The 25,651-nt window shown below is 35.2% G+C and carries 26 protein-coding genes; 14 read left to right on the top strand and 12 right to left on the bottom strand.

Annotated features, from left to right (window positions below; genetic code table 11):
• Window positions 1-23: 23 nt before the first annotated feature.
• From ACP7AV_RS02855 to ACP7AV_RS02845, 3 genes are read left to right on the top strand one after another with little or no spacing between them, the layout of a single operon-like run.
• Window positions 24-1,004: a succinylglutamate desuccinylase/aspartoacylase family protein gene (locus ACP7AV_RS02855; protein ID WP_426090797.1), complete on the top strand. Its 981-nt coding sequence runs from the start codon at window positions 24-26 to the stop codon at window positions 1,002-1,004.
• 10 nt (window positions 1,005-1,014) lie between these two features.
• On the top strand, window positions 1,015-1,578 hold the full coding sequence (locus ACP7AV_RS02850; protein WP_426090680.1) for a 5-formyltetrahydrofolate cyclo-ligase: 564 nt from the start codon (window positions 1,015-1,017) through the stop codon (window positions 1,576-1,578).
• Between the two features lie 42 nt (window positions 1,579-1,620).
• The gene (locus ACP7AV_RS02845) at window positions 1,621-1,818 is read left to right on the top strand and encodes a hypothetical protein (RefSeq protein ID WP_091203470.1); all 198 of its coding nucleotides are present in this window, start codon (window positions 1,621-1,623) and stop codon (window positions 1,816-1,818) included.
• A gap of 64 nt (window positions 1,819-1,882) precedes the next feature.
• Here ACP7AV_RS02845 and ACP7AV_RS02840 read toward each other — a convergent pair whose 3' ends face one another.
• From ACP7AV_RS02840 to gdhA, 9 genes are all read right to left on the bottom strand, one after another.
• Window positions 1,883-2,482 carry a lipoprotein signal peptidase gene (locus ACP7AV_RS02840; RefSeq protein WP_091203469.1) on the bottom strand — a complete coding sequence of 200 codons (600 nt, stop codon included), beginning with the start codon at window positions 2,480-2,482 and terminating at the stop codon, window positions 1,883-1,885.
• 85 nt (window positions 2,483-2,567) lie between these two features.
• On the bottom strand, window positions 2,568-2,948 hold the full coding sequence (locus tag ACP7AV_RS02835; RefSeq protein ID WP_426062336.1) for a TraR/DksA family transcriptional regulator: 381 nt from the start codon (window positions 2,946-2,948) through the stop codon (window positions 2,568-2,570).
• A 7-nt stretch (window positions 2,949-2,955) separates the two neighbouring features.
• Window positions 2,956-6,414: an isoleucine--tRNA ligase gene (gene ileS, locus ACP7AV_RS02830; RefSeq protein WP_426090679.1), complete on the bottom strand. Its 3,459-nt coding sequence runs from the start codon at window positions 6,412-6,414 to the stop codon at window positions 2,956-2,958.
• 236 nt (window positions 6,415-6,650) lie between these two features.
• Window positions 6,651-7,688, bottom strand: a complete 1,038-nt coding sequence (locus ACP7AV_RS02825) for an alpha/beta hydrolase (RefSeq protein ID WP_426090678.1) — start codon at window positions 7,686-7,688, stop codon at window positions 6,651-6,653.
• A 355-nt stretch (window positions 7,689-8,043) separates the two neighbouring features.
• A complete protein-coding gene (locus tag ACP7AV_RS02820; RefSeq protein ID WP_426062339.1) occupies window positions 8,044-8,247 on the bottom strand; it encodes a helix-turn-helix transcriptional regulator in 204 nt (67 codons plus the stop codon).
• A complete protein-coding gene (locus tag ACP7AV_RS02815; RefSeq protein WP_426090677.1) occupies window positions 8,237-8,698 on the bottom strand; it encodes a hypothetical protein in 462 nt (153 codons plus the stop codon). The genes ACP7AV_RS02820 and ACP7AV_RS02815 overlap by 11 nt, the downstream gene beginning before the upstream one ends.
• Window positions 8,699-8,808: 110 nt before the next feature.
• On the bottom strand, window positions 8,809-9,522 hold the full coding sequence (gene recO, locus ACP7AV_RS02810; protein WP_426090676.1) for a DNA repair protein RecO: 714 nt from the start codon (window positions 9,520-9,522) through the stop codon (window positions 8,809-8,811).
• 90 nt (window positions 9,523-9,612) lie between these two features.
• Window positions 9,613-11,901, bottom strand: a complete 2,289-nt coding sequence (locus ACP7AV_RS02805) for a T9SS type A sorting domain-containing protein (protein WP_426090675.1) — start codon at window positions 11,899-11,901, stop codon at window positions 9,613-9,615.
• A gap of 123 nt (window positions 11,902-12,024) precedes the next feature.
• A complete protein-coding gene (gene gdhA / locus ACP7AV_RS02800) occupies window positions 12,025-13,368 on the bottom strand; it encodes an NADP-specific glutamate dehydrogenase (RefSeq protein WP_426062343.1) in 1,344 nt (447 codons plus the stop codon).
• 278 nt (window positions 13,369-13,646) lie between these two features.
• Between gdhA and ACP7AV_RS02795 the strand changes: the two genes are divergently transcribed.
• Window positions 13,647-14,450 (top strand): THC0290_0291 family protein, encoded by an 804-nt coding sequence (locus ACP7AV_RS02795; protein WP_426090674.1) that lies wholly within the window; start codon window positions 13,647-13,649, stop codon window positions 14,448-14,450.
• A 79-nt stretch (window positions 14,451-14,529) separates the two neighbouring features.
• On the opposite strand, the gene ACP7AV_RS02790 is transcribed toward ACP7AV_RS02795, so the two are convergent.
• Window positions 14,530-15,675: a cystathionine gamma-synthase gene (locus ACP7AV_RS02790; RefSeq protein ID WP_426090673.1), complete on the bottom strand. Its 1,146-nt coding sequence runs from the start codon at window positions 15,673-15,675 to the stop codon at window positions 14,530-14,532.
• 101 nt (window positions 15,676-15,776) lie between these two features.
• On the opposite strand from ACP7AV_RS02790, the gene ACP7AV_RS02785 reads away from it, so the two are divergent.
• Window positions 15,777-16,520, top strand: a complete 744-nt coding sequence (locus ACP7AV_RS02785; protein ID WP_426090672.1) for a PdaC/SigV domain-containing protein — start codon at window positions 15,777-15,779, stop codon at window positions 16,518-16,520.
• A gap of 165 nt (window positions 16,521-16,685) precedes the next feature.
• On the opposite strand, the gene ACP7AV_RS02780 is transcribed toward ACP7AV_RS02785, so the two are convergent.
• Window positions 16,686-17,141 (bottom strand): DinB family protein, encoded by a 456-nt coding sequence (locus ACP7AV_RS02780; protein WP_426090671.1) that lies wholly within the window; start codon window positions 17,139-17,141, stop codon window positions 16,686-16,688.
• A gap of 75 nt (window positions 17,142-17,216) precedes the next feature.
• Between ACP7AV_RS02780 and ACP7AV_RS02775 the strand changes: the two genes are divergently transcribed.
• From ACP7AV_RS02775 to nadD, 5 genes are all read left to right on the top strand, one after another.
• On the top strand, window positions 17,217-17,567 hold the full coding sequence (locus tag ACP7AV_RS02775) for an arsenate reductase family protein (RefSeq protein ID WP_426090670.1): 351 nt from the start codon (window positions 17,217-17,219) through the stop codon (window positions 17,565-17,567).
• Window positions 17,567-18,454, top strand: a complete 888-nt coding sequence (locus ACP7AV_RS02770) for a DMT family transporter (protein ID WP_426090669.1) — start codon at window positions 17,567-17,569, stop codon at window positions 18,452-18,454. Before ACP7AV_RS02775 ends, ACP7AV_RS02770 begins: the two co-directional genes overlap by 1 nt.
• A gap of 184 nt (window positions 18,455-18,638) precedes the next feature.
• The gene (locus ACP7AV_RS02765; protein WP_426090668.1) at window positions 18,639-19,499 is read left to right on the top strand and encodes a YicC/YloC family endoribonuclease; all 861 of its coding nucleotides are present in this window, start codon (window positions 18,639-18,641) and stop codon (window positions 19,497-19,499) included.
• Between the two features lie 28 nt (window positions 19,500-19,527).
• Window positions 19,528-20,103 (top strand): guanylate kinase, encoded by a 576-nt coding sequence (gene gmk, locus ACP7AV_RS02760; RefSeq protein WP_426062351.1) that lies wholly within the window; start codon window positions 19,528-19,530, stop codon window positions 20,101-20,103.
• Between the two features lie 77 nt (window positions 20,104-20,180).
• On the top strand, window positions 20,181-20,804 hold the full coding sequence (gene nadD, locus ACP7AV_RS02755) for a nicotinate (nicotinamide) nucleotide adenylyltransferase (RefSeq protein ID WP_426090667.1): 624 nt from the start codon (window positions 20,181-20,183) through the stop codon (window positions 20,802-20,804).
• Between the two features lie 198 nt (window positions 20,805-21,002).
• On the opposite strand, the gene ACP7AV_RS02750 is transcribed toward nadD, so the two are convergent.
• The gene (locus ACP7AV_RS02750; protein WP_426090666.1) at window positions 21,003-21,899 is read right to left on the bottom strand and encodes a LysR family transcriptional regulator; all 897 of its coding nucleotides are present in this window, start codon (window positions 21,897-21,899) and stop codon (window positions 21,003-21,005) included.
• A gap of 86 nt (window positions 21,900-21,985) precedes the next feature.
• Here ACP7AV_RS02750 and ACP7AV_RS02745 point away from each other — a divergent pair, with 86 nt between their 5' ends.
• From ACP7AV_RS02745 to ACP7AV_RS02730, 4 genes are all read left to right on the top strand, one after another.
• A complete protein-coding gene (locus ACP7AV_RS02745) occupies window positions 21,986-22,750 on the top strand; it encodes a type 1 glutamine amidotransferase domain-containing protein (protein WP_426090665.1) in 765 nt (254 codons plus the stop codon).
• Window positions 22,751-22,754: 4 nt separating this feature from the next.
• Window positions 22,755-23,918: an iron-containing alcohol dehydrogenase gene (locus tag ACP7AV_RS02740; RefSeq protein WP_426090664.1), complete on the top strand. Its 1,164-nt coding sequence runs from the start codon at window positions 22,755-22,757 to the stop codon at window positions 23,916-23,918.
• A 305-nt stretch (window positions 23,919-24,223) separates the two neighbouring features.
• Window positions 24,224-25,219, top strand: coding sequence for an NAD(P)H-dependent glycerol-3-phosphate dehydrogenase (locus ACP7AV_RS02735; RefSeq protein ID WP_426090663.1), 996 nt, complete (start codon window positions 24,224-24,226; stop codon window positions 25,217-25,219).
• A gap of 37 nt (window positions 25,220-25,256) precedes the next feature.
• Window positions 25,257-25,472, top strand: coding sequence for a hypothetical protein (locus tag ACP7AV_RS02730; protein WP_426090662.1), 216 nt, complete (start codon window positions 25,257-25,259; stop codon window positions 25,470-25,472).
• Window positions 25,473-25,651: the final 179 nt, after the last annotated feature.

The raw sequence follows: 25,651 nt of genomic DNA, 5'->3' as shown, positions 1-25,651 counted from the left end.
TTTTATCGTTTCAAGAACTTATGATGAAAATCAATAACACACCTATCGTTCTTTTTGGCGAAAGCATTATTCCTGGCGAAAGCAAAACCATCAATGTCGAAATTGCCAGATTACATACCACAACAAAACTGAACATCCCCATTATGGTAAGACGCTCAAAGTTTGACGGTCCCATAGTGCTTTTCTCGGCAGGAATTCATGGCGACGAAATCAATGGAGTAGAAATCGTGAGGCAGCTTATTCACAAAAAAATTAACAAGCCAAAAAAAGGTACAATCATTTGTATTCCAGTCATAAACGTATATGGATTTGTTAATAAATCCAGAGAATTTCCAGACGGTCGTGATTTAAACCGCGTGTTTCCGGGAAGCAAAACGGGTTCATTGGCCAGCCGATTTGCATTTCATATTTTAGCCGAAATCATGCCCTTGGTTGAATATGCCGTCGATTTTCATGCCGGTGGAGCCAGCCGTTTCAACGCACCACAAATTAGAATAACGCATAACAATCCGGAATTAAAAATCCTGGCCGATGTCTTTAATGCGCCTTTCACCCTATATTCCAGAAACATAATGGGATCCTTTAGGAGTTCCAGCGAAAGAATGGATGTCAAAATGTTACTTTTTGAAGGCGGAAAGTCATTAGATATTAATAACGGTATCGCCGACGAAGGCATAAATGGAGCGAAACGTCTGCTTTCGCACCTTGATATGCTAGACCCAAAACATACTGTAGTCCATCAGAAATTCAACACCATCTATATTGAAAAATCAGGCTGGATACGAGCCAAATGCTCCGGATTATTATATGATTACGACACTGTAGGGAAATTTGTAAAAAAAGGAACTATTCTTGCGACCATAACTGATCCGTTCGGAAAGTTTGAGCGAAAAGTAAAAGCGCCAAACGATGGTTACATTATAAATGCCAATCATTCCCCAATTGTGTATGAAGGCGATGCCATTTATCATTTGTCAAATGCTTTTGGAGAAGAAGGCGAATAAAATTACTATAATGGACAAAACTGCGTTACGAAAAAAATACAAAGCCTTACGGAATTCCCTTTCAGAGAATGAAATCGAGGAAAAGAGTTTGGCTATAGCCAATAAAATACTGACACTTCCTCTTTGGGAGCAAACCTACTTTCATATTTTTCTACCTATTACAGAACAAAAAGAGATAAATACCGAATTTATTCTTCACATATTATCTGGAAAAGACAAGGAAATTATTATCTCCAAAGCTGATTTTGCCACCCTAAAGATGACGCATTTCCTATTGACTGACAATACTAAAATCAAGAAAAACGACTACAACATTCCAGAACCTGTTGATGGCATTGAAATTCCTTCGACTAAAATCGATGTGGTTTTTGTTCCGCTTTTGGCTTTCGACGAAAAAGGAAATCGTGTGGGTTATGGAAAGGGATTTTATGATGCCTTTTTATCAGAATGTAAACCGGATGCAATTAAAATTGGACTTTCTTTATTCGAACCCGAAGAATTGATTACTGATGTTTTTGAAGGTGACATACGACTGGATTATTGTGTGACGCCAAATTCAATTCACTCGTTTTAATTTTAATCCGTACTTTTGCATCAGATACAATTCAATTAAGTTATGAGAACATTCAAAAATTCAAGATTTGCCGTAAGCGTTATGGTTATTTTATTCGCAGTTTCATTTTCAAACTGCAGCATTCAAACCGGAACCAGCAGATCAACCTATAAAGCTAAAAGACTTCCTCCAGGTCAAGCTAAAAAAATATATGGCGGGAAAAGCGCTAAACGTTACGCACCCGGACACAACAAAAACTAATAAAGTAAAAAGACCTGTTCAAATCATGAACAGGTCTTTTTGTATGTGGTAAAAAACGTTGAATCTAATCGTGATGAAATGCTTTTTTATTGAAAAAAATCAAGATTCCGACTCCAGTAGAAATCGCCATATCTGCAATGTTGAAAATTGCATTGAAAAAAGTAAATTCTTTTCCGCCCCAAATTGGCAACCAACTTGGTAAATTTCCATGCCAAAAAGGAAAGTAAAACATATCTACTACTTTTCCGTGAAACCAAGTTCCATAAGGTTGATCTGAAAACAAAGTGGCTAATTGTTGTTGACTGTCGTCAAAAATAACGCCGTAAAAAACAGAATCGATAATGTTCCCGAAGGCACCTGCTAAAATCAATGAAATGGCTACAATTAAATAATTAGAACTGTGTTTTCTTTCTACAGAATCCCACAGCCAATAACCAATTCCAGCAACAGCAACCAACCTAAAAAGTGTCAGGAATAATTTTCCGTACGTACCCGGAATTTCAGTACCCCAAGCCATTCCTTCGTTTTCGATAAAAAGAATTTTGAACCATTTGAATACTTCAACTTCTTCACCTAGAATAAAATTAGTTTTAATGTATATTTTCGAAACTTGATCGACAAGTAATAAAATAAAAATAAGGAGATACGCTTTTCGTAATGACATTTTATATATTTTAATGGCGCAAAAATAACAATTTAATCAAAAAAAACGCTCCCAATGGAGCGTTAAATCTTGTTTAACAACAGGTTTATCGTTGCAAGTTCTTTGCTTCGATACTCATTGTTGCGTGAGGAACGATTTTTAATCTTTCTTTCCCTATTAATTTGCCTGTAACTTTACACAGTCCGTATGTTTTATTTTCTACACGGAAGAGTGCGTTTTTCAAATCACGAATAAACTTTTCCTGACGAATAGCCAGTTGAGAATTTGCTTCTTTAGACATGCTTTCACTTCCTTCTTCGAATGCTTTGAATGTTGGAGACGTATCGTCAGTACCGTTATTCAAATCATTCATGTAAGCACTTTTTATTAAATCTAAATCTGATTGTGCTTTTTGAATTTTGTTCAAGATTATCTGTTTGAACTCAGCTAAATCCGCGTCTGAGTATCTTGTTGCTTCTTCTACCATCTTTATATTATTTTGAAATTAATAGCATTGTTTTTATATTGTCAAATTCGATTTCTGTACCGTTTTCTATTTCATCCACAAAAACCAAATCGCTTGTTAATGTTTCTGATTTTATATACGCTTCATTTTTTAAAATCGCCTCTTCTAAAATTCCATTTCGTTTCAATTGAACTTTGATTTTATCAGTAACTTCAAATCCCGAATCTTTACGGATATTCTGGATTCTGTTTACTAATTCTCTGGCAATTCCTTCTTGTTTTAATGCTGGTGAAATTGTAATATCCAGCGCAACCGTTATTCCGTTTGAATTGGCCACCAACCAACCCTCAATATCTTGTGATGTTATTTCTACCTCTTCTAAAGTTAAAATTACGTTTTTTCCTGCAATAGTAATACTTAAACTTCCTTCCTTGTCTAATTGAGAAATTTGATCTTTGGAAAATCCTTGTATTTCCTTAGAAATCAAGCCCATATCTTTTCCAAAACGAGGTCCGAGCGTCTTAAAATTAGGCTTAATTTGTTTGACCAAAACACCGGAAGCATCATCTAAAAGTACGATTTCTTTCACGTTTACCTCTGCTTTTATGAGGTCAGAAACGGCCTCTATTTCAGCTCTTTGATTGTCGTCAAGTACTGGGATCATTACCTTTTGCAACGGCTGGCGTACCTTTATCATTTCCTTTTTTCGGAGTGATAAAACCAATGATGAAATAGTCTGCGCCTTCTGCATTTTGCTCTCTAACATTTTATTAACATAGTTTTCAACCGAAATTGGAAACTCCGCCAAATGTACACTGTCGTACTTTTCTGACTGTGTTGCTAAAGTTAAATCTCTGTAAAGTTTGTCCATAAAGAATGGAGCGATTGGCGCGCCCAATTTACTTATGGTTAACAAACACGTATATAAAGTTTGATATGCAGCGATTTTGTCTTGCGCATATTCCCCTTTCCAGAAGCGTCTTCTACACAAACGAACGTACCAGTTACTCAAGTTTTCCTGTACAAATTCTGAGATTGCACGAGCTGCTTTCGTTGGTTCATAATCCGCATAAAAACCGTCCACTTCTTTGATCAAAGTATTCAATTCTGATATGATCCACTGGTCAATTTCCGGTCTTTCGTTTACCGGAATTTCTGCTTCTTCAAATTTAAAACCATCAATATTGGCATACAAACTAAAGAATGAATAGGTGTTGTATAAAGTTCCAAAAAATTTACGGCGAACCTCAGCTATTCCTTCTAAGTCAAATTTCAGGTTGTCCCAAGGATTTGCATTCGATATCATGTACCAACGCGTCGCATCCGGACCGTATTCTTTTAATGTTTCGAAAGGATCAGCGGCATTCCCTAAACGCTTGGACATTTTTTGTCCGTTTTTGTCTAAAACCAATCCATTTGAAACTACATTTTTGTAGGCTACTTTATCAAAAACTAATGTTGCAATGGCGTGCAAAGTATAAAACCAACCACGAGTCTGATCCACTCCTTCCGCGATGAAATCAGCAGGGAAATCTTTATTTTCGTCAATTTTATCTTTATTTTCAAAAGGATAATGCCATTGCGCATAAGGCATAGATCCAGAATCAAACCAAACATCAATTAAATCAGCTTCACGCGTCATTGCTTTTCCAGAAGCAGAAACTAATGTAATTTCATCAACTACATTTTTATGCAAATCAACTAAATCATAATTTTCTTCCGCCATATTTCCAATTTGAAAACCTTTAAAAGGATTTTCTTTTTGGAAACCTGCAGCGATAGATTTTTCAATTTCGTTGTATAACTCTTCAACAGAACCAATTAAGATTTCCTCTTGTTTGTCTTCGGTTCTCCAAATTGGCAATGGAATTCCCCAGAATCTTGAACGCGATAAATTCCAGTCATTGGCATTTTTTAACCAATTTCCAAAACGTCCTTCTCCTGTCGCTTTTGGCTTCCAGTTGATAGTTTCGTTCAAGTCAAACATTCTGTCTTTAACTTCAGAGATTTTTATAAACCAAGAATCCAAAGGATAATACAAAATAGGCTTGTCTGTTCTCCAACAATGCGGATAACTGTGGACATATTTTTCTACTTTAAACGCTCTGTTTTCTTCTTTCAATCGAATCGCGATTTCAACATCTACGGAACGTTCTGGCGCTTCACCTTCGTTATAATATTCGTTTTTCACATATTTACCGGCATATTCGCCCACATGTGAAGTGAATTTTCCTTGTAAATCTACTAACGGAACCGGAGTTCCATTTTCGTCCAGAACTAACATTGGAGGGATTTCTGGCGTAGCTTCTTTAGCCACTTTTGCATCATCAGCACCAAAAGTTGGAGAGGTATGCACGATTCCCGTCCCATCTTCGGTAGTCACGAAATCCCCTGAAATTACTCTAAAAGCATTTTCAGCATTCTGATACGGAAGCACTAATGGCATTAATTGTTCGTAACGAATGTCAACTAAATCAGCTCCTTTACATTCCGCCAAAACCTGATATGGAATTTTTTTGTCGCCTTCTTTAAAGTTTTCAAAATCAGCAGGATCAGTACTTTCAAAAAAGCCTTTTCCGAATTGTTTTGCCACTAAATTCTTGGCTAAAATCAATGTAGCCGGACGAAACGTATATTGATTGAATGTTTTTACTAAAGCGTATTCGATTTTTGAACCTACAGTCAAAGCCGTATTACTCGGCAATGTCCAAGGAGTTGTTGTCCAAGCAAGAATAAAGATTTCGTGTAAATCCAAAGCTTCTAACTTATAATGCAGTAAATTATTAGAACTGATATAATCGTAAAACTTAGAGAATAACAATTCTTTATGCGCGTCAATTACTTTAAATTGTGCCACAACAGTCGTATCCGTAACATCACGGTAACTTCCCGGTTGGTTCACTTCATGCGATGATAATCCTGTTCCTGCTTTTGGAGAATACGGCTGAATAGTGTAGCCTTTGTACATCAAATCCTTGTTGTAAATTTGTTTCAAAATCCACCAAACCGTTTCCATATATTTAGATTTGTAGGTCACATACGGATCTTCCATATCTACCCAATAACCCATTTTTTCGGTCAGATCATTCCATACATCCGTGTAACGCATTACGGTTTTTTTACACGCTTCGTTGTATTCTTCGATGGAAATGGTTTTTCCAATATCTTCTTTGGTAATTCCTAATTCTTTTTCGGTACCTAATTCTACAGGCAAACCATGGGTGTCCCAGCCGGCTTTTCGCTTTACTTGAAACCCTTTTTGAGTCTTATATCTGCAAAAAATATCTTTAATAGCACGCGCCATTACGTGGTGAATTCCAGGTAATCCATTTGCCGAAGGCGGACCTTCAAAAAACACAAATGGTGGGTTCCCTTCACGAGTGGTTACACTTTTCTCAAATATATTTTCTTTCTTCCAAAAATCAAGTACTTCTGACGCTACAGTTGGTAAGTCAAGTCCTTTGTATTCAGTAAATTTTGTGCTCATTTTATCCTTTTCTATATCAAAGTGCGAAAGTAATAAATAGTTATGAGTTATAAGTAAAGAGTGAAGAGTTTTTGCATTATCGAGGACGTTAGGATCCTTTTATGGAGTACAAATGGAACAAAAATTTATATGTCAGTTTTGTCCAGTTCTGAAAAAACAATAAAAAAGCATCCAAATTGATAGATCAAGGATGCTTTTTTTAAAAATATATTGATTTACACGTACAAAATGAAGCTTTATTTCAATGCTTTTTTTATTTCTGAAGCTGCTTGTAATAAGGCTGATTTAGTTCCGGGAACGGTGCTAATTGGATTTAACAATCCCCAGTCGTGAATCATCCCATTATACCGTGTTGCAGTAACTTTTACTCCTGCTTCGTCTAACTTACGTGCATACGCTTCTCCTTCATCTCTTAAAATATCATTTTGTGCTGTTTGTACCAATGCTGGTGGCAATCCTTTTAATTGATTAGTTGTTGCCTGCAAGGGTGAGGCATAAATTTCCTTACGTTGTTTTAGATCACTTGTATAATTATCCCACATCCAAATCATTGAATTTTTAGTCAGGAATCGATCTTTTGCAAATAAGTTATAGGATTCTGTTTCAAAATTAGCATCGGTAATTGGCCAAAATAAAACCTGTAATTTAATAGTCGGTCCTTTTTTATCTTTAGCCATTAACGCGACAACCGCCGCCATGTTTCCGCCAGCGCTGTTTCCCGAAACTGCAAGTCTTTTACCATCTACTCCTATTTCTTTTCCATTTTCAGCCACCCATTTCGTAGCATTATAAGCTTGATTGATCGCAACTGGATAATGAGCTTCTGGAGATGGCGTATAATTAACAAAAACCGCTGCAGCACCAGATTCAACCACTAAATCTCTAATCATACGTTGGTGAGTAGGAAAATCTCCGAGCACCCAGCCTCCTCCGTGAAAGAACATAAAAACAGGTAATGTGCCTTTTGCATTTGCGGGTTTGACGATGTTCAGCACAATGTTTTGTCCATCCACTACAATCGTTTTGTCTGTAACAACTATGCCAGAGATGTCAACTTTTGCTGACGACTGCAAGGCGGTCAGCGCTGCCCGGCCTTCTTTTGGTGGCAATTGCTCTGCTGGTTTACCCGGTGCAGAATTAAGGACTTTCAAAAATTCTCTGACATTGCTATCAATGTTAGGATCTTTTGAAGCGTCTTTTGTTTGTGCAACTACTTCACCTGAAAAAGCAATCGCCAACAACAATGTACCGAATTTTTTTAGTTTTGATTTCATGTTATGAGTTTTAAATTTAATAAAAGAACAGTATTCCGTAAATGAATTCTATCGAAATTAGGGCTTCTTGTTGTACTAAGTTATACTATGACATTTGATGTTTTAAAACTTGATTACCCCTTTACTGAAGGATAGTAAAAATAAGTTGCATAGTAGTCAAAATTATGATTATCAGTAGGTTGTGATATCAAAATGAATAATTATATCAAATATACTAAATAATTATTTGACAATTTTAAAATTTATAAGTTCTTTAATAGCATTTTTACTGATACGCTAAATCAGAAAAAATATCAGTAAACTATTGATTATTTTAAATACGCAGAATTTCTTATCTCTTTACAGTTATTACCTATTATTTTTCATCGCCTTCTAACTCGAAGAAATCATTAACTGATTTTTCAAATAACTTTGACAATTTTAGCGCCAGAAGTGTTGATGGCACAAACCGATTGGTTTCAATTGAATTTATGGTTTGCCGAGAAACGCCTATTTTCTCCGCTAATTCTTCTTGGGTTAAGTTTAAAATGGCGCGTTCAACTTTTAGTTTATTCTTCATTGTACGCTTTTTTTAGCTTTCTAAAAGTAAGAATCTGAACAGTTAGCAAAAGTGCTAAAACAGCAACATCTTTACTTCCATTCATTTTTGGCGTATATGAGTTGTTAAAATAAAGAGCATAGTTAACAAAAGGCATTATTAAATAAAGTAGCACTGCTCCCATAACCGCATAATTATACGATTGCAGACGGATTTTTATCATTAACTCATCTTCCATTTTCTCTTTTGAAATTGAAATTATAAGTAACCCTAAAACCAGTCCTGTCTGCGCTATTCTATCAAGTAAACTATAATATTTTGAATTCCCAAAAAAAGATTCAAATAGAATAATTGAGAGAATTGAAGTAATAAATAACACCAAACCAACAATTTTAAATTTATTAGGTAACTGGTAACCTATAAATTTATTGATTTTCTCGATATCTCCTTCTTGTTTTACTTTTGGTTTCATAAAGATAATTAGATAAAGCTTGCTTTGCTAAAAGGACAACAAACTTGATTAAAAGACAAATATACTTTACGTTTAAATGCAAAATTATATTTTAAGAGAAAAAATAATCTTTAAGAGAAAACTTCTCTTAAAACGTCTAATGATTTTGGTTTTTTGAATCCGTCCAAATGAAAACTGTAGTAATCAATCAGTATTCGCAAAACGATTTGTCTTTCGATGACATGAAATGTTTTTTGATTGCTATCGAATTTTAAATCAATCAGTTTTTTAAATAAATTACTTTCATGTTCCGTAAGTGAACTGATGGCGCTAAAAGGCGTAAAAATACCTTCGTTCATTTCGAAAAAAGGCATATCCATGTCCGAAGTATCAGGATAAAAGCCTAAATATTTTGTAGTTTCCAATAATAAAATCAAATGAAAATTAGCAATTTCATCGTGATTGTCCAACCAATGCAAAGCCGTTTCTAGAAAGGTAAACAAATGCTCATTCGTTTCTTCTTCTTGAATCGAATGGTGCAGCATTTCAGAAATGAACATTACAATCGTACTTTTATAAATATCTGAATATATTGAATGAAAAGGCGAGGCAATTTTTATTTCCTTGAAATTTTCTAAGGTGCCTTTGTTTTTATGAACCGCCTCAATCTCAAGAATTGTCAAGGGTTGAAAATATGCAATTTTCTGATTGGATTTTCTAGAAGAAAAAGCATCCCGAACAAAATACGATTTTAACCCATGAGACAAAGTGAAGCATTTCACAATCAAGCTTTTTTCTTGAAATTTTAAAGACGAAATGACGATGGCTTTGGTTTTTACTAACAAGTTTATAGTATTAGATTATTAGACTTCTTAAATTATTAGATTTTAGAGAACTGACCACTATTCTCATACTTAGTGACTGATCACTGAACACTATCTAATTATCATTACTTTCTTTACTTTCGTTTCCACTCCGTCTTGTGCCGAAATAAATATCATATATACCCCTGATGCGACTTTGTATTTACCAAAAGCCGTTGTGTCCCATTCCATTGTTCCACCTTCTGAGGTGGCTTCATGCACTAAATTTCCTTCAATATCGGTAATTTTAATAGTAGCTTTATCCAGCAATCCGGCAATTTTGATGGTTCCCTGGTATTCTGGTCGCACTGGATTTGGATACACGTATGCATTACTTAAATCATCATTGGCGGCAGTCGAAACTCCTTTGAAAGAAACCAATCCTTTCGCAGTAGCGATAAAAACTTCGCCTGTAGCATTGTTTATATCGATATCATTTATAACGTTACTGGGCAACGGTGAGTTGTCTATTGTAAAATGATACTTGGTTTCCTGTCCGTTTGGCGATACTAAAAACAAGCCTGAATCCGCAGTGCCAATCCATTTATTGTTCGCCCCATCTACGGCAATATCGGTAATAAACTGTTCATACAACAACTCTTGCGCCAGGTTATCCTCTAAAATTATTATTGGATTCGCTGTCATTTGGTCCTCTGATTGAAAACTACTTACGTTTGGCAAAACCCGCAAACCTTTTGTCGTTCCTATCCACAATTGGTTTCTATTGTCTACCGCAACCACTCTTACATTTGAAATTGGCAAATTCCCGGTATCAGGTCCTGTTGTTATTTTTTTAAATTTATTGTTACTTTCATTAAACCCAACAACACCATCTTCACTAGTAGAAAGCCATTTGGTGCCATTTTTATCGATGGCAATTGTACCAAAATTATTATCTATCGGTGAAGCCAAAATCGCATCCATAGCATAACTTTGCCACTGCCCATTTGGTTTTAGTACTTTCAATCCATTTTTTATTCGGCTGGTGGTAACCCAAAGATTTCCGGATTTGTCAAATGCCGTTCCATTAACCCTGATATCAATGTAATTAGGACCTACAAATGTCAAAGACTCTAGGCCACTATTGGTTTGATTGTACAAAATTTTTGGTACGTCATTCTCTATTTTCAATAATCCCGAAAAAAAGGAACTTGCATATACTTCATTTTCATTGCTGGGATTAATTGTAACTCTGGTTATTGATTTCGCTCCAAAAACTTTTTCATAAGGAATATTCAACCATCCAGCAGCACTGAATTTACTGATACCGTAACTGTTTAATGGATACGGATTGTAATCGCCGGAATAATCTCCGTAAACTGTCCAAAGCACATTCGGTGTGGCCTGAAGCGCGAATATATTGTTTCTGGAAGGACCTGTAGGCGTTATATTTTCAAAAGTTGCAGCCGAAGAAAGCGAAGTGGTAATAAATCCGTTTTCTTTTGTTCCAATAAAAACAATACCTCCAATTATAGTAGCGCAGGTAAATCCGAGATTACTTTCCGGGATTTGGTTAGTATTTATTTGGCGCACCAAAACCATTTGATTGTTGTAAATATAGATACTATTCAAAGTTGTCAGTATCAAATAATCTGTTGTTGCTCGCATATCTACTGCACGCTGGGGAAGCTGAGTAAATCCAGTAAAAGAATTTGATGTGGTAGAAAATTTTTGAACATTCCCAAAAGAATCAACAGCATACAAATCGGTGTCAAAAGTTGTTATTCCGGACCAATTTCCGGTTGTAATTGTTGCCCATTGCTTGAAATCGATTAAATTTTCATTAAATATACCGGCTCTTTTTATTCCATTATTGGTAGCGGCATAAATAAACCCATTGAATAATGCAGTTTGATTCACAATGATTTCAGCTCCATTATCACCAATAAAATAAGTATCGCCAAATTGCATGGTGGTCAAATTAAATTGGACAATTCCAAAATCGCAGGAAACATAAGTAACACCTTCAAATTCCATGAAGTGATTGATTTTTTTTACGTTTGCCGGAAGCTGTTTATTGACAATATCGACCACATTCAGGATACTTCCATCGGCTTCATTAATGACAATTATGAGTCCGTTTTCATAACCTACAATTGTTTTATTGAATGTTGCGCTGTGGTAAACCGATGAAATAGTCTGTCCTGAAAGTCCATCAATAGTATTGGTCGTTTTGATTAAATTTGTTGTGGTATTCTTAGAAAATAATGCATTTTCTGATGCGGCAAAAACAGCGGTTGCAGATTCCGAAACATCTTTAATTTCATTGTAGGAGAAATAGCCCTGCCATGACAAATTACTTTGGGCAAAACCCATTTGTACAAAAAGCAGAAGCAAAAAATATAAAACGCTCTTTTTCATTATTTGTATGACTATTGGTTTACAAATATAGAACAAACGAAAGTCTTAGCATTTTGTTACATAAAAAAATGCCTTCGACCAATAACATGGAAGAAGGCATTTTAAATTATAATAAAACCTTATTTACACCACCCCTTGAGCTAGCATAGCATCCGCTACTTTTACAAATCCGGCAATGTTTGCTCCTTTTACGTAATTCACATATCCTTCGCTGTCTGTACCATATTGTTTACATTGATTGTGTATTCCAACCATAATTTCTTTTAACCTTGAATCTACTTCTTCGCTTGTCCAGTTCAAACGAATAGAGTTTTGAGTCATTTCTAATCCCGATGCCGCTACACCACCTGCATTTGCTGCTTTACCTGGTGCAAAAAGTACTTTGGCTTTCAAGAATTGTTTGATGGCCTCTAATGTACACGGCATATTTGCCGCTTCAGTTACACAAATAACACCGTTTGCAATTAATTTTTTAGCATCTTCTTCGTTCAACTCATTTTGAGTTGCACAAGGAATCGCTATATCTACTTTTACTTCCCATACGCTTTTTCCTCTGTGGAAAACAGCTTTTGGATATTTCTCTAAATACGCTTCGGCTCTATTATCACCTCTTGCTCTCAATTCAAGCATGAAATCAATTTTATCACCAGAAATTCCTTCTTCATCATAAATGTAACCATCAGGACCAGAAATTGTAACTACTTTTCCGCCAAGATCATTTACTTTTAAAGCAACTCCCCAAGCCACATTTCCAAAGCCAGAAATTGAAACAGTCTTACCGCTAATATTTTGACCAATAGTTCTCAACATTTGTTCCGCAAAATACACTACTCCATAACCCGTAGCTTCCGGTCTGATTAAAGAACCGCCGTAAGCTAATCCTTTACCCGTTAATACTCCGGTAAATTCGTTTCTGATTCTTTTGTATTGACCAAATAAATACCCAATTTCTCTGGCTCCAACTCCAATATCTCCTGCAGGTACATCCAATTGTGGCCCGATGTGTCTGCACAATTCAGTCATGAAAGACTGGCAAAAACGCATCACTTCACCATCAGACTTTCCTTGTGGATCAAAATCAGATCCTCCTTTTCCACCGCCCATTGGCAAAGTGGTTAAACTATTTTTGAATACTTGTTCGAATGCTAAAAACTTAAGTACTGATAAATTCACGGTATGATGAAAACGTATTCCACCTTTGTAAGGTCCAATTGCTGAATTCATTTGAATTCTGAAACCTCTGTTTACCTGAATTTCCCCTAAATCGTCTACCCATGGAACACGAAATATAATTGACCGTTCTGGTTCAGTTATTCTAAGGAGCAAATTTTTTCCGTCGTATTTTTTTTGCTCTGCAATAAATGGAATTACAGTTTCTGCAAATTCCCTAACAGCTTGAATAAATTCAGGTTCATTTGGATTCTTGGCTTCAACTTGAGCCATAAAATCATTTATTTTTAGTAACATAGATTATAAATAATTAATTAAGAAAACGATTTCGTTATAATTTACAAAGATACATTTTATAAAAATATTCGAACTCTGTTTTTTCAATTTATCAATAGAATTATCTTTTTATTAAGCATTCTTAACCAATTGTATTTAAGATCTCCACTTTTATAGCTAATAACTACCACTTTCGTAAGTAAATAAGAATTTGTCTGCTTATTTTTAATTGTGAATTTATGTACATAAATGAATGATGTTTTTTATATATTTGTCGGGATTTGAAAATTTTGCCCCTAATGATCAAACAAATAATACCGCTTTTACTAATTTTTGTAGGATTCTCTACTAATTTAAATGCTCAGTTCGGTGGGTTTTCGCATGAAGTGGGAATTATTGCCGGTCCACTAGCTTTTCAATCGGATTATGGAGAACGACATGATTTTTCCACAAACGCCGGAAACACTGGAATTGGTATTGGAATTATTCACTATTTAAACTTTTCTTACAAAGCAGATTGTAATTGTTATACTCCTGAAACGTATTTTAATGACCACTTTAAATTAAGATCTGAACTATCTTATAATAAAACTGAATTGCAACATTTTGGACAATATGTTGAAGGAAAACCGTCGTTAGGAAAAGAGCAATTGAAAGCAATGACTGGGAGTACCGCGGTCACTAATCTTGGTATGCAACTGGAATTTTTCCCATGGAGTATTCGTGATTTTACAGCAAGAACAGGCAGCATTGGCCCATTTGTTAGCGTTGGCGGACAATTTAGTTATTACAATGCTGAAGTTTCATCCGCTTTAGGTCCGTTAGGAACTCCTTTGACAACGTTTCCAAAATATTTAACACCAACCGACGGCCGTCCTTATGGATTTTCTTCGGAGAGCGGTACGGTTTGGTCCGTTGTTTCCAGTGTGGGAACTCGTTATAAATTAGCGCCTTTATCGGACTTAATGGTTGATTTAAGATTCCAATATTTCTTTTCGAACTGGGTAGATGGTTTAAATCCTAATCCGGAAATTTATAAAGAAAATAAAGCAAACGACTGGTTGGTTTGGTTTAATGTGGGATATATTTATTACTTACAATAGCATTTAAAATACTCGTTATAAAAAACGAAAGCTCCAATTCTAAATTTTGAATTGGAGCTTTTGTTTAAAAGATATTCTGTTACGCTAATGCTTGTTTTAAATCTTCAATTAAATCTTCAGCATCTTCAACTCCTACGCTTAATCGAACCAAATCATCCGTAATTCCAACTTCCTTACGCTTTTCTTCCGGGATGGAAGCATGCGTCATTAAAGCCGGATGATTCGCCAAGGATTCCACTCCGCCCAAAGATTCTGCTAACGTGAAAACTTTTAATTTCTCCAGAAAGTCTATTGCATCTTCTTTTTTGCCTGAAACAAAAGTAAATGACACCATTCCTCCAAAACCACTCATTTGCTTTTTGGCAATTTCATGATACGGATGGCTTGGCAATCCCGGGTAATATACAGTTTTTACTTTTGGATGATTGTTTAAAAACGCTACCACTTTTCCTCCATTTTCACAATGTCTTTCCACGCGCAAATGCAAGGTTTTAATTCCTCTAAGAACCAAGAAACTATCCATAGGTCCCAAAGTTGCTCCGGTCGCAAATTGTTGAAAATGCAATTGTTCCCCTAACGCTTCATCTTTTACAATCAAAGCCCCGGCAATAACATCAGAATGGCCTCCCAAATATTTAGTTGCTGAATGCATTACAATATCAGCTCCTAAGTCTAATGGTTTTTGCAAATAAGGCGTTGCAAAAGTATTATCAACCGCAAAAAGAATTTTCTTTTCCCTTGTGATTTTCGCAATTTCCTGAATATCGGCTAGTTTCATCAAAGGATTCGTTGGTGTTTCTACCCACACCAATTTCGTGTTTTCGTTGATTAATGACTTGAATTTCTCGATGTCATTCATATCTACAAAATGAAATTTAATACCGGAATCTTTATAAATACGGGTAAACATTCTGTAGGTTCCACCATATAAATCGTCCATCGCTATAATTTCATCCCCTGATTTAAAAGAACGCAACACACAATCCGTTGCTGCCAATCCAGACGAAAAAGCCAATCCTCGCGTTCCATTTTCAATACTTGCCAATGCATTTTCAAGCGCGCTTCGGGTAGGATTAGCAGCTCTGCTGTATTCATAATCCGGATTTATAGGCTGCCCCGGACTGGTTTGTACAAAAGTTGATGTTTGATATACTGGAGGCATAACTGCTCCTGTGCTTGGGTCATGGTGTTGTCCACCGTGAATGACTTTAGTATTGAATTTCATAAGTTGAATTTTTAATGCAAAATTGTTTCGCAAATTTACCCTTTAATTTATTTTAACCAAGCTACAAGATAATACCTTTGTCTTTAATTAACAATTTTGAGATGAAACACTTTATTATTTACACTTTACTACTTTTTTCAGCAGTGCAATGTTCTACAGAATTGATTTTTGAAACGGAATCTTTTCAGAAAAAAACCACAATGCCCTGCAAAGAAAATTGTCCTTCTATCAGTGTAAAAATTCCCGTTGCAAATGCCGTCCCGGTAATAGCGGACAGCATCAATAAAAAAGTGTTTTCGGTAATGAAAGAGATTATTTATTTTGGCGAAAAGCCATACACTGCAACTGATTACAATGGTTTATTGGCTTCATTTATTGACTCCTACGAGAAACTCCAAAATGAATTTCCCAATGACAAATTTGGCTGGGAAGCTGACATTGAAGGAAACGTAAAATACCAATCAGATGAAGTATTAAATATTGAAATCAAACACTACACATACACCGGTGGCGCTCATGGATACCAAGGTTTGCGTTCCCTACTTTTTGACCCAAATACCGGAAAAACTATTTCGAATGAGGAATTGTTTTATAATAAACTGGATTTTATGGCTTTCGCCGAAAAAAAATTCAGATCCAAATATAAAATCCCAGCTAACAAATCTATCAATGCAACCGGTTTGATGTTTGAGAAGGAAAAGTTTCAACTGCCAGAAAATATTTTTTATACGGATAAAGGTTTACTACTTTATTACAATTCCTACGAAGCAGCATCGTACGCCGACGGACCAAAAGAATTATTATTGCCGTACACTGAAGTGAATGATTATTTGGCTGTTAAATAATAAATGGTCTTTAAAAAATCAAACATTTTTTAAAGACCATTTCGTGTTTTTTTTAACGATTTGCTAGCCCCGATAGAAGCGGATATCCTTTTACTTTTTTCTTTAAAAAGTAAAAGATATGAGCGAATAGCGGGATTAAGCTCCCAATATTCATAAGTATAAATCCTAAATAAACTTTCTAATACTCATCATATTCCCCAGGTGAAGTCCTTCGTGAACAACATTAAAGACCAATGCATCTTCAACACTTTGTAAGGTAAAACCAGTTGAAGTAGGATATTCATTATAGTTTTTGAAAGCCTTATTATTAAAATCAGCTTTAGTCTGATCAATTGTTGCAAACAATAACGATTTGATTTTATCTACTTCGACCTGTGTTACTATATGTTCCGGCTTGGTTCCCTTTTTGTATTTCTCGACCAAATCATCAGAAACCAACATAGGCAAACCAGAAAGCTTGTACACTAATAATTGTTGCGACACGATAATATGGCCAATATTCCAAATTATATTGTTGCTGAATCCTTCCGGAATCGTATTGAGTTGCTCTAAAGTATAGTCCGTTAGAAATTTTGAAACCATATTTCTGGTCGTAATGTTGACCTCAAGTGTTTGATTCATTTTTTTATTTTTTGATAAAAATAATCATTTTCCGTGTCAAATGATTTTTCTTTGCACAAATAAATCGCTTTTTACATGGACAAAATATATTATCTCGCCTCTTGCGACACTTGCAGAAAAATCATAAAATCACTACCTAAAGAACATGATTTTAAATTTCACGACATCAAACAAGATCCGATTACTATTGCCGAATTAGAACAAATGCGAGAACTTGCCGGAAGCTATGAAGCACTTTTCAGCAAAAAAGCACAGTTGTACAAATCGATGGATTTAAAAAATAAATCGTTGACCGAAGACGATTATAAAAAATACATATTGGAACATTACACGTTTTTGAGTCGTCCCGTTTTTATCATCAAAGACAAAATTTACATTGGCAATACACAACAAAATATGTTACAGGTAATGAAAGCGTTGGTGTAATGTCCAAAAGAAATCTTGCCATAATTGGCGCCACAATTGTTTCCATAATTTATGGCGTTACATTTACCATCGCCAAAGATGTCATGCCTTTGTACATTGATGCATATGGCTTTATCCTATTGCGAGTAGGTGGTTCCGTGCTATTATTTTGGCTGATTTGGCTTTTTATGCCAAAGGAGAAAATTGCTCTCAGTGATTTCCCCCGAATTATTGCTGCGGCTTTCTTTGGCGTGGCGTTTAATATGCTTACTTTTTTTAAAGGATTAAGCCTTACTTCTCCCATAAGTGCGGCCGTAATTATGGTTTCAACACCTATAATTGTGTTGACGCTTTCGGCCATTATTATGAAGGAGCGCATGCAAAAACGAATGGTTTTTGGAATTATTCTTGGATTAATCGGCACTGCATTTCTGATTTTGTACGGGAAATCCATTGGTAGCGCCACAAACGCCGGTTTGGGAAATTTTTTGGTTTTGGTCAACGCCATTTCTTATGGATTTTACCTGATTATCGTCAAGAAATTAATGGATAAATACAATGCTTTTACATTTGTAAAATGGATTTATTTGTTCGGATTTATTATGGTTTTACCTTTTGGTTGGAGCCAATTTCAAACTGTGAATTGGGCTTTGGTTCCAATGGATATTTGCTGGAAAATAGGATTTGTGGTTGTTTTTTCGACCTTTCTGACGTATCTTCTGAATTTGCTTTCGATGAAAGAATTAAAACCAACCACAGTTGCTGTTTTTATTTATTTACAACCGCTATTCGCAACTATTTTTGCGATAAGCTTGGGCAAAGACGAATTGAGTTTGGTGAAAATTGGCTCCGCAGTTTTAATATTTGTCGGCGTTTATTTGGTGACGCAGAAGAAGAGTGTTCAATAATCAGCTAGTAGTTTTCAGTTCCTAAATCGCAGGTTACTGTCTTTTCCAATGTTCGTTAGGTTATTTATATCAACTCAAAAAATAAAATCTGATTACTAAACATTTACTTATACCGAGTCACTGAATACTAAAAACGGACCACTGGCCACTTTTTTATTATCTTTGACCTCTTTTAGAAAATTATATGATACAATCAATGACGGGTTTTGGGAAAGCGACTTTGCAATTACCAACAAAAAAAATCACGGTAGAAGTAAAATCTTTAAACAGTAAAGGTTTGGATTTGAATGTGAGAATGCCTTCGCTGTACCGCGAAATGGAATTGGGTTTACGCAACCAAATTGCACTAAAGCTGGAACGAGGAAAAGTAGATTTTTCTATTTTTATCGAAAGTACCGCGGAACAAACCTCAACAAAAGTGAACGTGCCGATTGTAAAAGCCTACATCAACCAATTGAGAGAAGTGTATGCTGATGCTGATGAAACGGAACTAATGAAAATGGCGGTTCGCATGCCAGATACCATGAAAATAGAACGTGACGAAATCGATGAAAACGACTGGGTACAAATCCAAACCGTTGTCGAAGAAGCGTTGCAAAACATCTTGAATTTTAGAAGCGATGAAGGAATGTCTTTAGAAAAAGAATTTCAGTTGCGAATTGGCAATATTCGTCAGTACATGACGGAAGCATTGGCACTAGATCCAGAACGCGTTCAGGCTATAAAAGACCGTCTGCAAACTGCAATCGCAGAACTTAAAGTGAATGTAGATGAAAATCGTTTTGAACAGGAATTGATTTACTATTTAGAAAAATTAGACATTACCGAAGAAAAAGTGCGTTTGACCAATCATTTGGATTATTTTCTGGAAACCATAAACGGAACGGAGGCCAACGGTAGGAAATTAGGTTTCATCACCCAAGAAATGGGACGTGAAATAAATACTATGGGTTCTAAATCCAATCACGCGCAAATGCAAAAATTAGTCGTTCAGATGAAAGACGAATTGGAAAAAATCAAGGAACAAGTATTAAACGTTCTATAAATAAATACTGAAATAAATTCAGCATAAAATGAGCACAGGAGGAAAATTAATCGTTTTTTCGGCACCTTCGGGATCTGGAAAAACTACCATAGTCAGGCATTTATTAAGCAAAGAAGATTTAAATCTTGAATTTTCAATTTCGGTAGCGTCTCGCGAACCAAGAGGCGAAGAAGTAAATGGAAAAGACTATTATTTCATGTCTACGGAAGAATTTAAAAAACATATCAAAAACGAAGACTTCTTGGAATGGGAAGAAGTGTACCGCGATAATTTCTACGGAACTTTAAAAAGCGAAGTGGAACGTATTTGGGCCAAAGACAAAAATGTGATTTTTGATATTGATGTAGCTGGCGGATTGCGTATTAAGCATAAATTTCCTGAAGAAACTTTAGCAGTTTTCGTGAAACCACCAAGCGTGGATGAACTAAAAAGAAGATTAAAAGAACGTTCTACCGAAAGTGATGATAAAATCAATATGCGTATCGCCAAAGCTTCTGTAGAATTAGCAACAGCGCCACAATTTGATGTGATTATAAAAAACTACGATTTAGATATTGCTTTGGAAGAAGCGTATCAATTGGTAAAGAATTTTATTAAGGATTAAAAGATTGAAAAATTATAGAATTGAAAAATGCAAAATAATTTCCAACCTTTAAATTATTTAATTTTTAAATTAAATTAATGAAAATAGGTCTGTATTTCGGAACGTTTAATCCCATTCATGTTGGGCATCTCATCATTGCCAATCACATGGCGGAGCACTCCGGTTTAGACCAAATCTGGATGGTGGTTACCCCACACAATCCTTTGAAGAAAAAAAATACGTTGCTCGATGATTACCATCGTTTGCAAATGGTGCATCTTGCCACCGAGGATTTTCCAAAAATAAAACCTTCGGATATTGAGTTTAAATTGACACAACCCAATTATACTGTCAATACTTTAGTTCATTTAGAAGAAAAATATCCCAATTACAAGTTCTCGTTAATCATGGGAGAAGACAATCTCAGGTCTTTCCCTAAATGGAAAAACTACGAAGCAATTTTGGAGCATCACGAAATTTATGTTTATCCAAGGCTTGAAGCCCAAGGCTCTGCTGACGAAGCAATTTCAACCAATCCAGAAGATTTAGATTTAAAAATTTTCCAAAAATACGGGACGAAAATTCACATGATTGACGCTCCGGTTGTAGAAATATCGTCGACATTCATTAGGGATAACATTAAAAAAGGAAAAAATGTCCAACCGCTACTGCCTGCAAAGGTTTGGGAATATATTGATCACAATAATTTTTACAAGAAGTAAATCAATAAAATAATTGTACTAAAATAGCCCAGAAATTTAAACCCATAGGCACATAATAAAATCATCTTAGCAGCTTAATTTAAAACATAATTTTCACACATAGCTATGCAAACGATATAAAAGCTACGCTTTTCTGGCATTTATAACAAAATTCTTTGTTTCTACGTGGTGAAAAAATAATCTTTGTAAAAACTATTATTACCCCAAAACCCTTTTTAATTCGTGTTGAATATTTCGAAAAATAGTACTCAAATTTTCATTTTTACCGGATAATACAAATACTTCCGTACTTGGCATTTGCTTGCTGTTCCATAACAGTTGGATTTTATTTTCTGCTAACAATCTTTTCGCGTTTAAATCCCAAACTACTCCTATTCCAGTATTTTTCGAAATGATTTCCAGCATTTCATATTCGGACGGAATGATATAATTGGGAATCATCGAAGGTCTTTTTTTGTTGAAAACATGCAACCAGAACAACTTGATATGCGGAATCTGTGCATTGTGACTGAACCATTTTTGGTCGTTCAACCAATATTCAGTGGCCGCGAAATCCTTTATTTTGATGTTGGATTTTAATTCGGAAGCATCAATGTTATTGGAACCAACAATCACTTGTTTGATTTCGCCAACCTTTTTCTGAATTGTGTCAAACGTGTCATATTGCTTGGTTACAATTGCAAAATCTAGTTTTTTAGAATCGACCAATTCAAAAAGCGTATCGTCTTCATGAAAGCTGAAATCAATAAAATCAAATCTTGAAACCAAGGCACTTCCCAAACTACTCATTAGATGCTTTGAGATTCCAATTGAAATTAACCGATTGGCATTTATTGCTTTGGCACGAAAACCATTCTCGACATTTTCCAGTCGGTCCAGTGCTTCAATTATTAAATTATTGAGTAACTTAGCGTATTCCGTTGGTTCCACGCCTTTAGACTTCCGATTAAAAAGTTTATAACCTACATGTGCCTCCAACATTGATATTTGCTGACTTACAGCCGGTTGACTAATAAATAGTTCTTTGGCAGCCAAAGAAAAATTTGCATTTTTATACACGGATTTAAACGTTCGGTACCATTCTAGATTAACCATGATATAAATATATTTATCACAAACATAATTTAAATTATTTTTACTAATAACATATTCGCCTTAAATTTGCATAAAGGAAATCCGAAATGAAAAAGATTGCATTATTTGCCATTTTAGTATTAACCGTTAGTTGTATTTCAGCAACTGCACAAAATAAAAAAGGTATGAAAAAAGTATTATTTGTTGTTACCAGTCACGATAAATTGGGTAACACGGGAGAAAAAACAGGATTTTGGACAGAAGAATTTGCTGCACCTTATTATGAATTATTAGATAATGGTGTCCAAATTGATATTGCTACACCGTTAGGAGGGCAACCACCAATTGATCCAAAAAGTGAAGATCCATCAGCTGCAACTGAAGCTACTAAAAGATTTGATGCTGATACTGAATTATTGGCAAAACTGAAAAACACGCACAAATTAGCCGATGTTAAAGAATCTGATTATGATGCGGTTTTCTATCCTGGAGGTCATGGTCCGTTATGGGATTTAGCCGAAGACAAAAATTCAATTGCTTTGATTGAATCTTTTTACAGCAATAAAAAACCGGTAGCTTTTGTATGCCATTCACCAGGAGCGTTAAAAAACGTAAAAGTAAATGGCGAATATTTAGTAAAAGGCAAAAAAGTAACAGGATTTTCAAATACAGAGGAGGAAGCGGTTGGATTGACAAATGTAGTTCCGTTTTTATTGGAAGACGTATTACAAACAAATGGAGCAACTTATTCAAAATCCGGCGACTGGCAACCTTATGCCGTAGAAGATGGTTTATTGATTACAGGTCAGAACCCAGCTTCGTCTAAATTAGTAGCTGAAAAATTATTAAATCAATTGAATATTAAAAAATAAAAGTATGTTAAATTTCGAATTATACAATCCTACCAATTTAATTTTTGGGAAAGGACAAATTGAAAAACTTTCCGCATTAGTGCCAGAAGGAGCAAAAATCCTTCTCGCGTATGGTGGTGGAAGTATTTTCAAAAATGGAATTTATGATCAAGTAATCGAGAACCTAAAAGGTTTTGATATTGTGGAATTTGCCGGAATAGAAGCAAATCCGCATTTTGAAACTTTGATGAAAGCAGTTGCCATTATCAAAGAACAAAACATCGATTTTATTCTTGCTGTTGGAGGAGGATCTGTAATTGACGGAGTGAAGTTTATTTCGGCTGCGGCTCACTTTAATGGAAATCCAATAGATATTCTTCAAAAAAGAATAATGACTACTGATTTGACTACAATTGTCCCTTTTGGAACCATTCTAACTTTACCCGCTACAGGAAGCGAAATGAATTCCGGCGGAGTAATAACTATTGAATCTACACAAGAAAAATTATCTTTTGGCGGTAGTGCCTTGTTTCCAAAATTCTCTATCTGTGACCCAACCGTAATTGAATCTTTGCCAAAAAGACAATTGGAAAACGGAGTTGTTGATGCGTACACTCATGTTTTGGAACAATATTTAACCTATCCGCATGAAGGTTATCTTCAGGATAGAATCGCCGAAAGTATTTTGCAAACCTTAATCCAAGTTGGTCCAGAAGTAGTTGAGAATCCTAAAGATTACGCTTTAGCTTCTAACTTTATGTGGAGTTGCACGATGGCGTTAAATGGATTAATCCAAAAAGGAGTTCCTTCAGATTGGGCGACACACATGATTGGACATGAATTAACAGCTTTGTACGGAATCGATCACGCAAGAACATTGGCGGTTGTGGGTCCAAATTTATACCGAGTGATGTTTGAAACTAAAAAAGGAAAATTGGCACAATATGGAAAACGTATTTTCAATTTGACTGGAACAGAGGATGAAATCGCAAACGAAGCCATCAACAAAACAGTTGAATTTTTCCACACTATGGGAATGGAAACTAAATTATCAGATTACACCAAAGACTTTAATAAAACGGCAGATTTTATTGTGGATCGTTTTAAAGAAAGAGGCTGGTTAGGACTGGGTGAAAAACAAAACATCACTTTAGAAAAAGTAAAATCTATTGTTGAAAAGAGTTATTAATTCAAATAACTAAATACCGATTATCGTTGTTTAAAAAAAGGCGTTCCATTTATAGGGACGCCTTTTAAAATTCTAAAATATAACTAACTAATTCAATCCGTATTTTTTGTTAATTTTTTAAACAATACATATTTACAACGAAACAGCAGCATTTATATTGTTTGCAAAATCAAAAATAATTATTTTAAATTTAAAAAATTAAGACAATTACATCATAATACCCGACAAACAGTGTGTTTCTTGGAATAATTTAATTTGCTTAATTAATGGTTTTTTAAGTACTTTTGATTAAATTCAATAAAAAAATGGCTGAAAATATAAAATTCGCAGTAATAGGCGGTGGAAGTTGGGCGACAGCGATAGCAAAAATGTTATGTGTAAATCTTACCGAAATTTCATGGTACATGCGTAATGAAGCTGCTATAGAGCACATTAAAACCTACAAGCACAATCCAAATTATTTAAGTTCGGTTGAATTTGACATCAAAAAACTGAAACTAACCAGCGATATAAACGAAGCTGTAGCATACGCGGATTACATTATTTTTGCCATTCCATCCGCTTTTTTAGATGGTGAGTTAGCAAAACTAACCGTTTCTCTAAAAGATAAAATTATTTTCTCCGCGATTAAAGGAATTGTTCCCGAAACAAGCCTGATTGTAGGCGAACATTTCCATGTCAAATACGACATTCCATATTACAATATCGGTGTAATTACCGGTCCTTGTCACGCTGAAGAAGTTGCCATGGAGCGTCTTTCCTATCTTACGATCGCGTGTGGCGATCCTATAAAAGCTAAAGTCGTAGCTAAAAATTTATCTGGAAATTACATCAAAACTAAAATTACAGACGATATTATAGGCACGGAATACGCAGCGATGCTAAAGAACATTTACGCCATTGCAGCAGGAATGGCCCATGGTTTAGGTTATGGCGATAATTTCCAGTCGGTTTTGATGAGTAATGGCATTCGCGAGATGAAAAAATTCATCAAGAAAGTCCACAAAATGAAACGTAACATCAATGATTCAGCTTATTTAGGCGATTTATTAGTGACCGGTTATTCTGTATTCTCCAGAAACAGAATGTTTGGGAATATGATTGGTAAAGGCTACACCGTCAAATCAGCAATGATGGAAATGAGTATGGTTGCCGAAGGATATTACGCCGCAAAAAGTGCGTATAAACTCAATCAGGCGTATGGTGCCAAAACACCAATTATAGATGCTGTTTACAGTATTTTATACGAAGGTCAGGATGCTAAAACCGTGTTCAAAAAATTAACAGATAAACTGGATTAATTCATCTACCGATTAACTATCAAAATAGAATCACTTTATGAGCGAAAGATGGAAATATCAGATTAAAACTGGCGGGATTTGGGGTGTATTTATGACGGTTTTTAATGTTTTGTTCGACATCAAAGAAATTCCTTTTTCGGAACAGGCTGCTACCGCTAATTTTTATATTCGCGCGGTTGCTTATGTCCTTGTAGGAATATTTGTGCTAGGATATTTTACCTGGAAATCCAAAGTTAAACAACAAAACCGCTAATTCATTTTTATGAGCGAAAGATGGAAATTTCAAATTAAAACCGGATTGATTTGGGGAATTGTTCTTTCCTTATGCCTATCCGTTTTTGACGTATTCGGTATGTCTTTTGAAGATGCCTTTTTGTCCAAAAAAAATCTACTTCGAACACTTTATTTTGTTTTAACCGGGATATTTGTGGT

This window comes from Flavobacterium sp. DSR3-2 (assembly GCF_049896525.1).
Taxonomy (GTDB): Bacteria; Bacteroidota; Bacteroidia; order Flavobacteriales; family Flavobacteriaceae; genus Flavobacterium.
The sequence above is the reverse complement of the archived record's forward strand: the minus strand, read 5'-3'. Positions and strand labels throughout refer to the sequence as shown.

Bases quoted from the DNA above. Each gene is read 5' to 3' on its own strand.
- ACP7AV_RS02855 (WP_426090797.1), top strand. From the start codon at position 24: ATGAAAATCAATAACACACCTATCGTTCTTTTTGGCGAAAGCATTATT.
- ACP7AV_RS02850 (WP_426090680.1), top strand. From the start codon at position 1,015: ATGGACAAAACTGCGTTACGAAAAAAATACAAAGCCTTACGGAATTCC.
- ACP7AV_RS02845 (WP_091203470.1), top strand. From the start codon at position 1,621: ATGAGAACATTCAAAAATTCAAGATTTGCCGTAAGCGTTATGGTTATT.
- ACP7AV_RS02840 (WP_091203469.1), bottom strand. From the start codon at position 2,482: ATGTCATTACGAAAAGCGTATCTCCTTATTTTTATTTTATTACTTGTC.
- ACP7AV_RS02835 (WP_426062336.1), bottom strand. From the start codon at position 2,948: ATGGTAGAAGAAGCAACAAGATACTCAGACGCGGATTTAGCTGAGTTC.
- ileS (WP_426090679.1), bottom strand. From the start codon at position 6,414: ATGAGCACAAAATTTACTGAATACAAAGGACTTGACTTACCAACTGTA.
- ACP7AV_RS02825 (WP_426090678.1), bottom strand. From the start codon at position 7,688: ATGAAATCAAAACTAAAAAAATTCGGTACATTGTTGTTGGCGATTGCT.
- ACP7AV_RS02820 (WP_426062339.1), bottom strand. From the start codon at position 8,247: ATGAAGAATAAACTAAAAGTTGAACGCGCCATTTTAAACTTAACCCAA.
- ACP7AV_RS02815 (WP_426090677.1), bottom strand. From the start codon at position 8,698: ATGAAACCAAAAGTAAAACAAGAAGGAGATATCGAGAAAATCAATAAA.
- ACP7AV_RS02805 (WP_426090675.1), bottom strand. From the start codon at position 11,901: ATGAAAAAGAGCGTTTTATATTTTTTGCTTCTGCTTTTTGTACAAATG.
- gdhA (WP_426062343.1), bottom strand. From the start codon at position 13,368: ATGTTACTAAAAATAAATGATTTTATGGCTCAAGTTGAAGCCAAGAAT.
- ACP7AV_RS02795 (WP_426090674.1), top strand. From the start codon at position 13,647: ATGATCAAACAAATAATACCGCTTTTACTAATTTTTGTAGGATTCTCT.
- ACP7AV_RS02790 (WP_426090673.1), bottom strand. From the start codon at position 15,675: ATGAAATTCAATACTAAAGTCATTCACGGTGGACAACACCATGACCCA.
- ACP7AV_RS02785 (WP_426090672.1), top strand. From the start codon at position 15,777: ATGAAACACTTTATTATTTACACTTTACTACTTTTTTCAGCAGTGCAA.
- ACP7AV_RS02780 (WP_426090671.1), bottom strand. From the start codon at position 17,141: ATGAATCAAACACTTGAGGTCAACATTACGACCAGAAATATGGTTTCA.
- ACP7AV_RS02775 (WP_426090670.1), top strand. From the start codon at position 17,217: ATGGACAAAATATATTATCTCGCCTCTTGCGACACTTGCAGAAAAATC.
- ACP7AV_RS02770 (WP_426090669.1), top strand. From the start codon at position 17,567: ATGTCCAAAAGAAATCTTGCCATAATTGGCGCCACAATTGTTTCCATA.
- ACP7AV_RS02765 (WP_426090668.1), top strand. From the start codon at position 18,639: ATGATACAATCAATGACGGGTTTTGGGAAAGCGACTTTGCAATTACCA.
- gmk (WP_426062351.1), top strand. From the start codon at position 19,528: ATGAGCACAGGAGGAAAATTAATCGTTTTTTCGGCACCTTCGGGATCT.
- nadD (WP_426090667.1), top strand. From the start codon at position 20,181: ATGAAAATAGGTCTGTATTTCGGAACGTTTAATCCCATTCATGTTGGG.
- ACP7AV_RS02750 (WP_426090666.1), bottom strand. From the start codon at position 21,899: ATGGTTAATCTAGAATGGTACCGAACGTTTAAATCCGTGTATAAAAAT.
- ACP7AV_RS02745 (WP_426090665.1), top strand. From the start codon at position 21,986: ATGAAAAAGATTGCATTATTTGCCATTTTAGTATTAACCGTTAGTTGT.
- ACP7AV_RS02740 (WP_426090664.1), top strand. From the start codon at position 22,755: ATGTTAAATTTCGAATTATACAATCCTACCAATTTAATTTTTGGGAAA.
- ACP7AV_RS02735 (WP_426090663.1), top strand. From the start codon at position 24,224: ATGGCTGAAAATATAAAATTCGCAGTAATAGGCGGTGGAAGTTGGGCG.
- ACP7AV_RS02730 (WP_426090662.1), top strand. From the start codon at position 25,257: ATGAGCGAAAGATGGAAATATCAGATTAAAACTGGCGGGATTTGGGGT.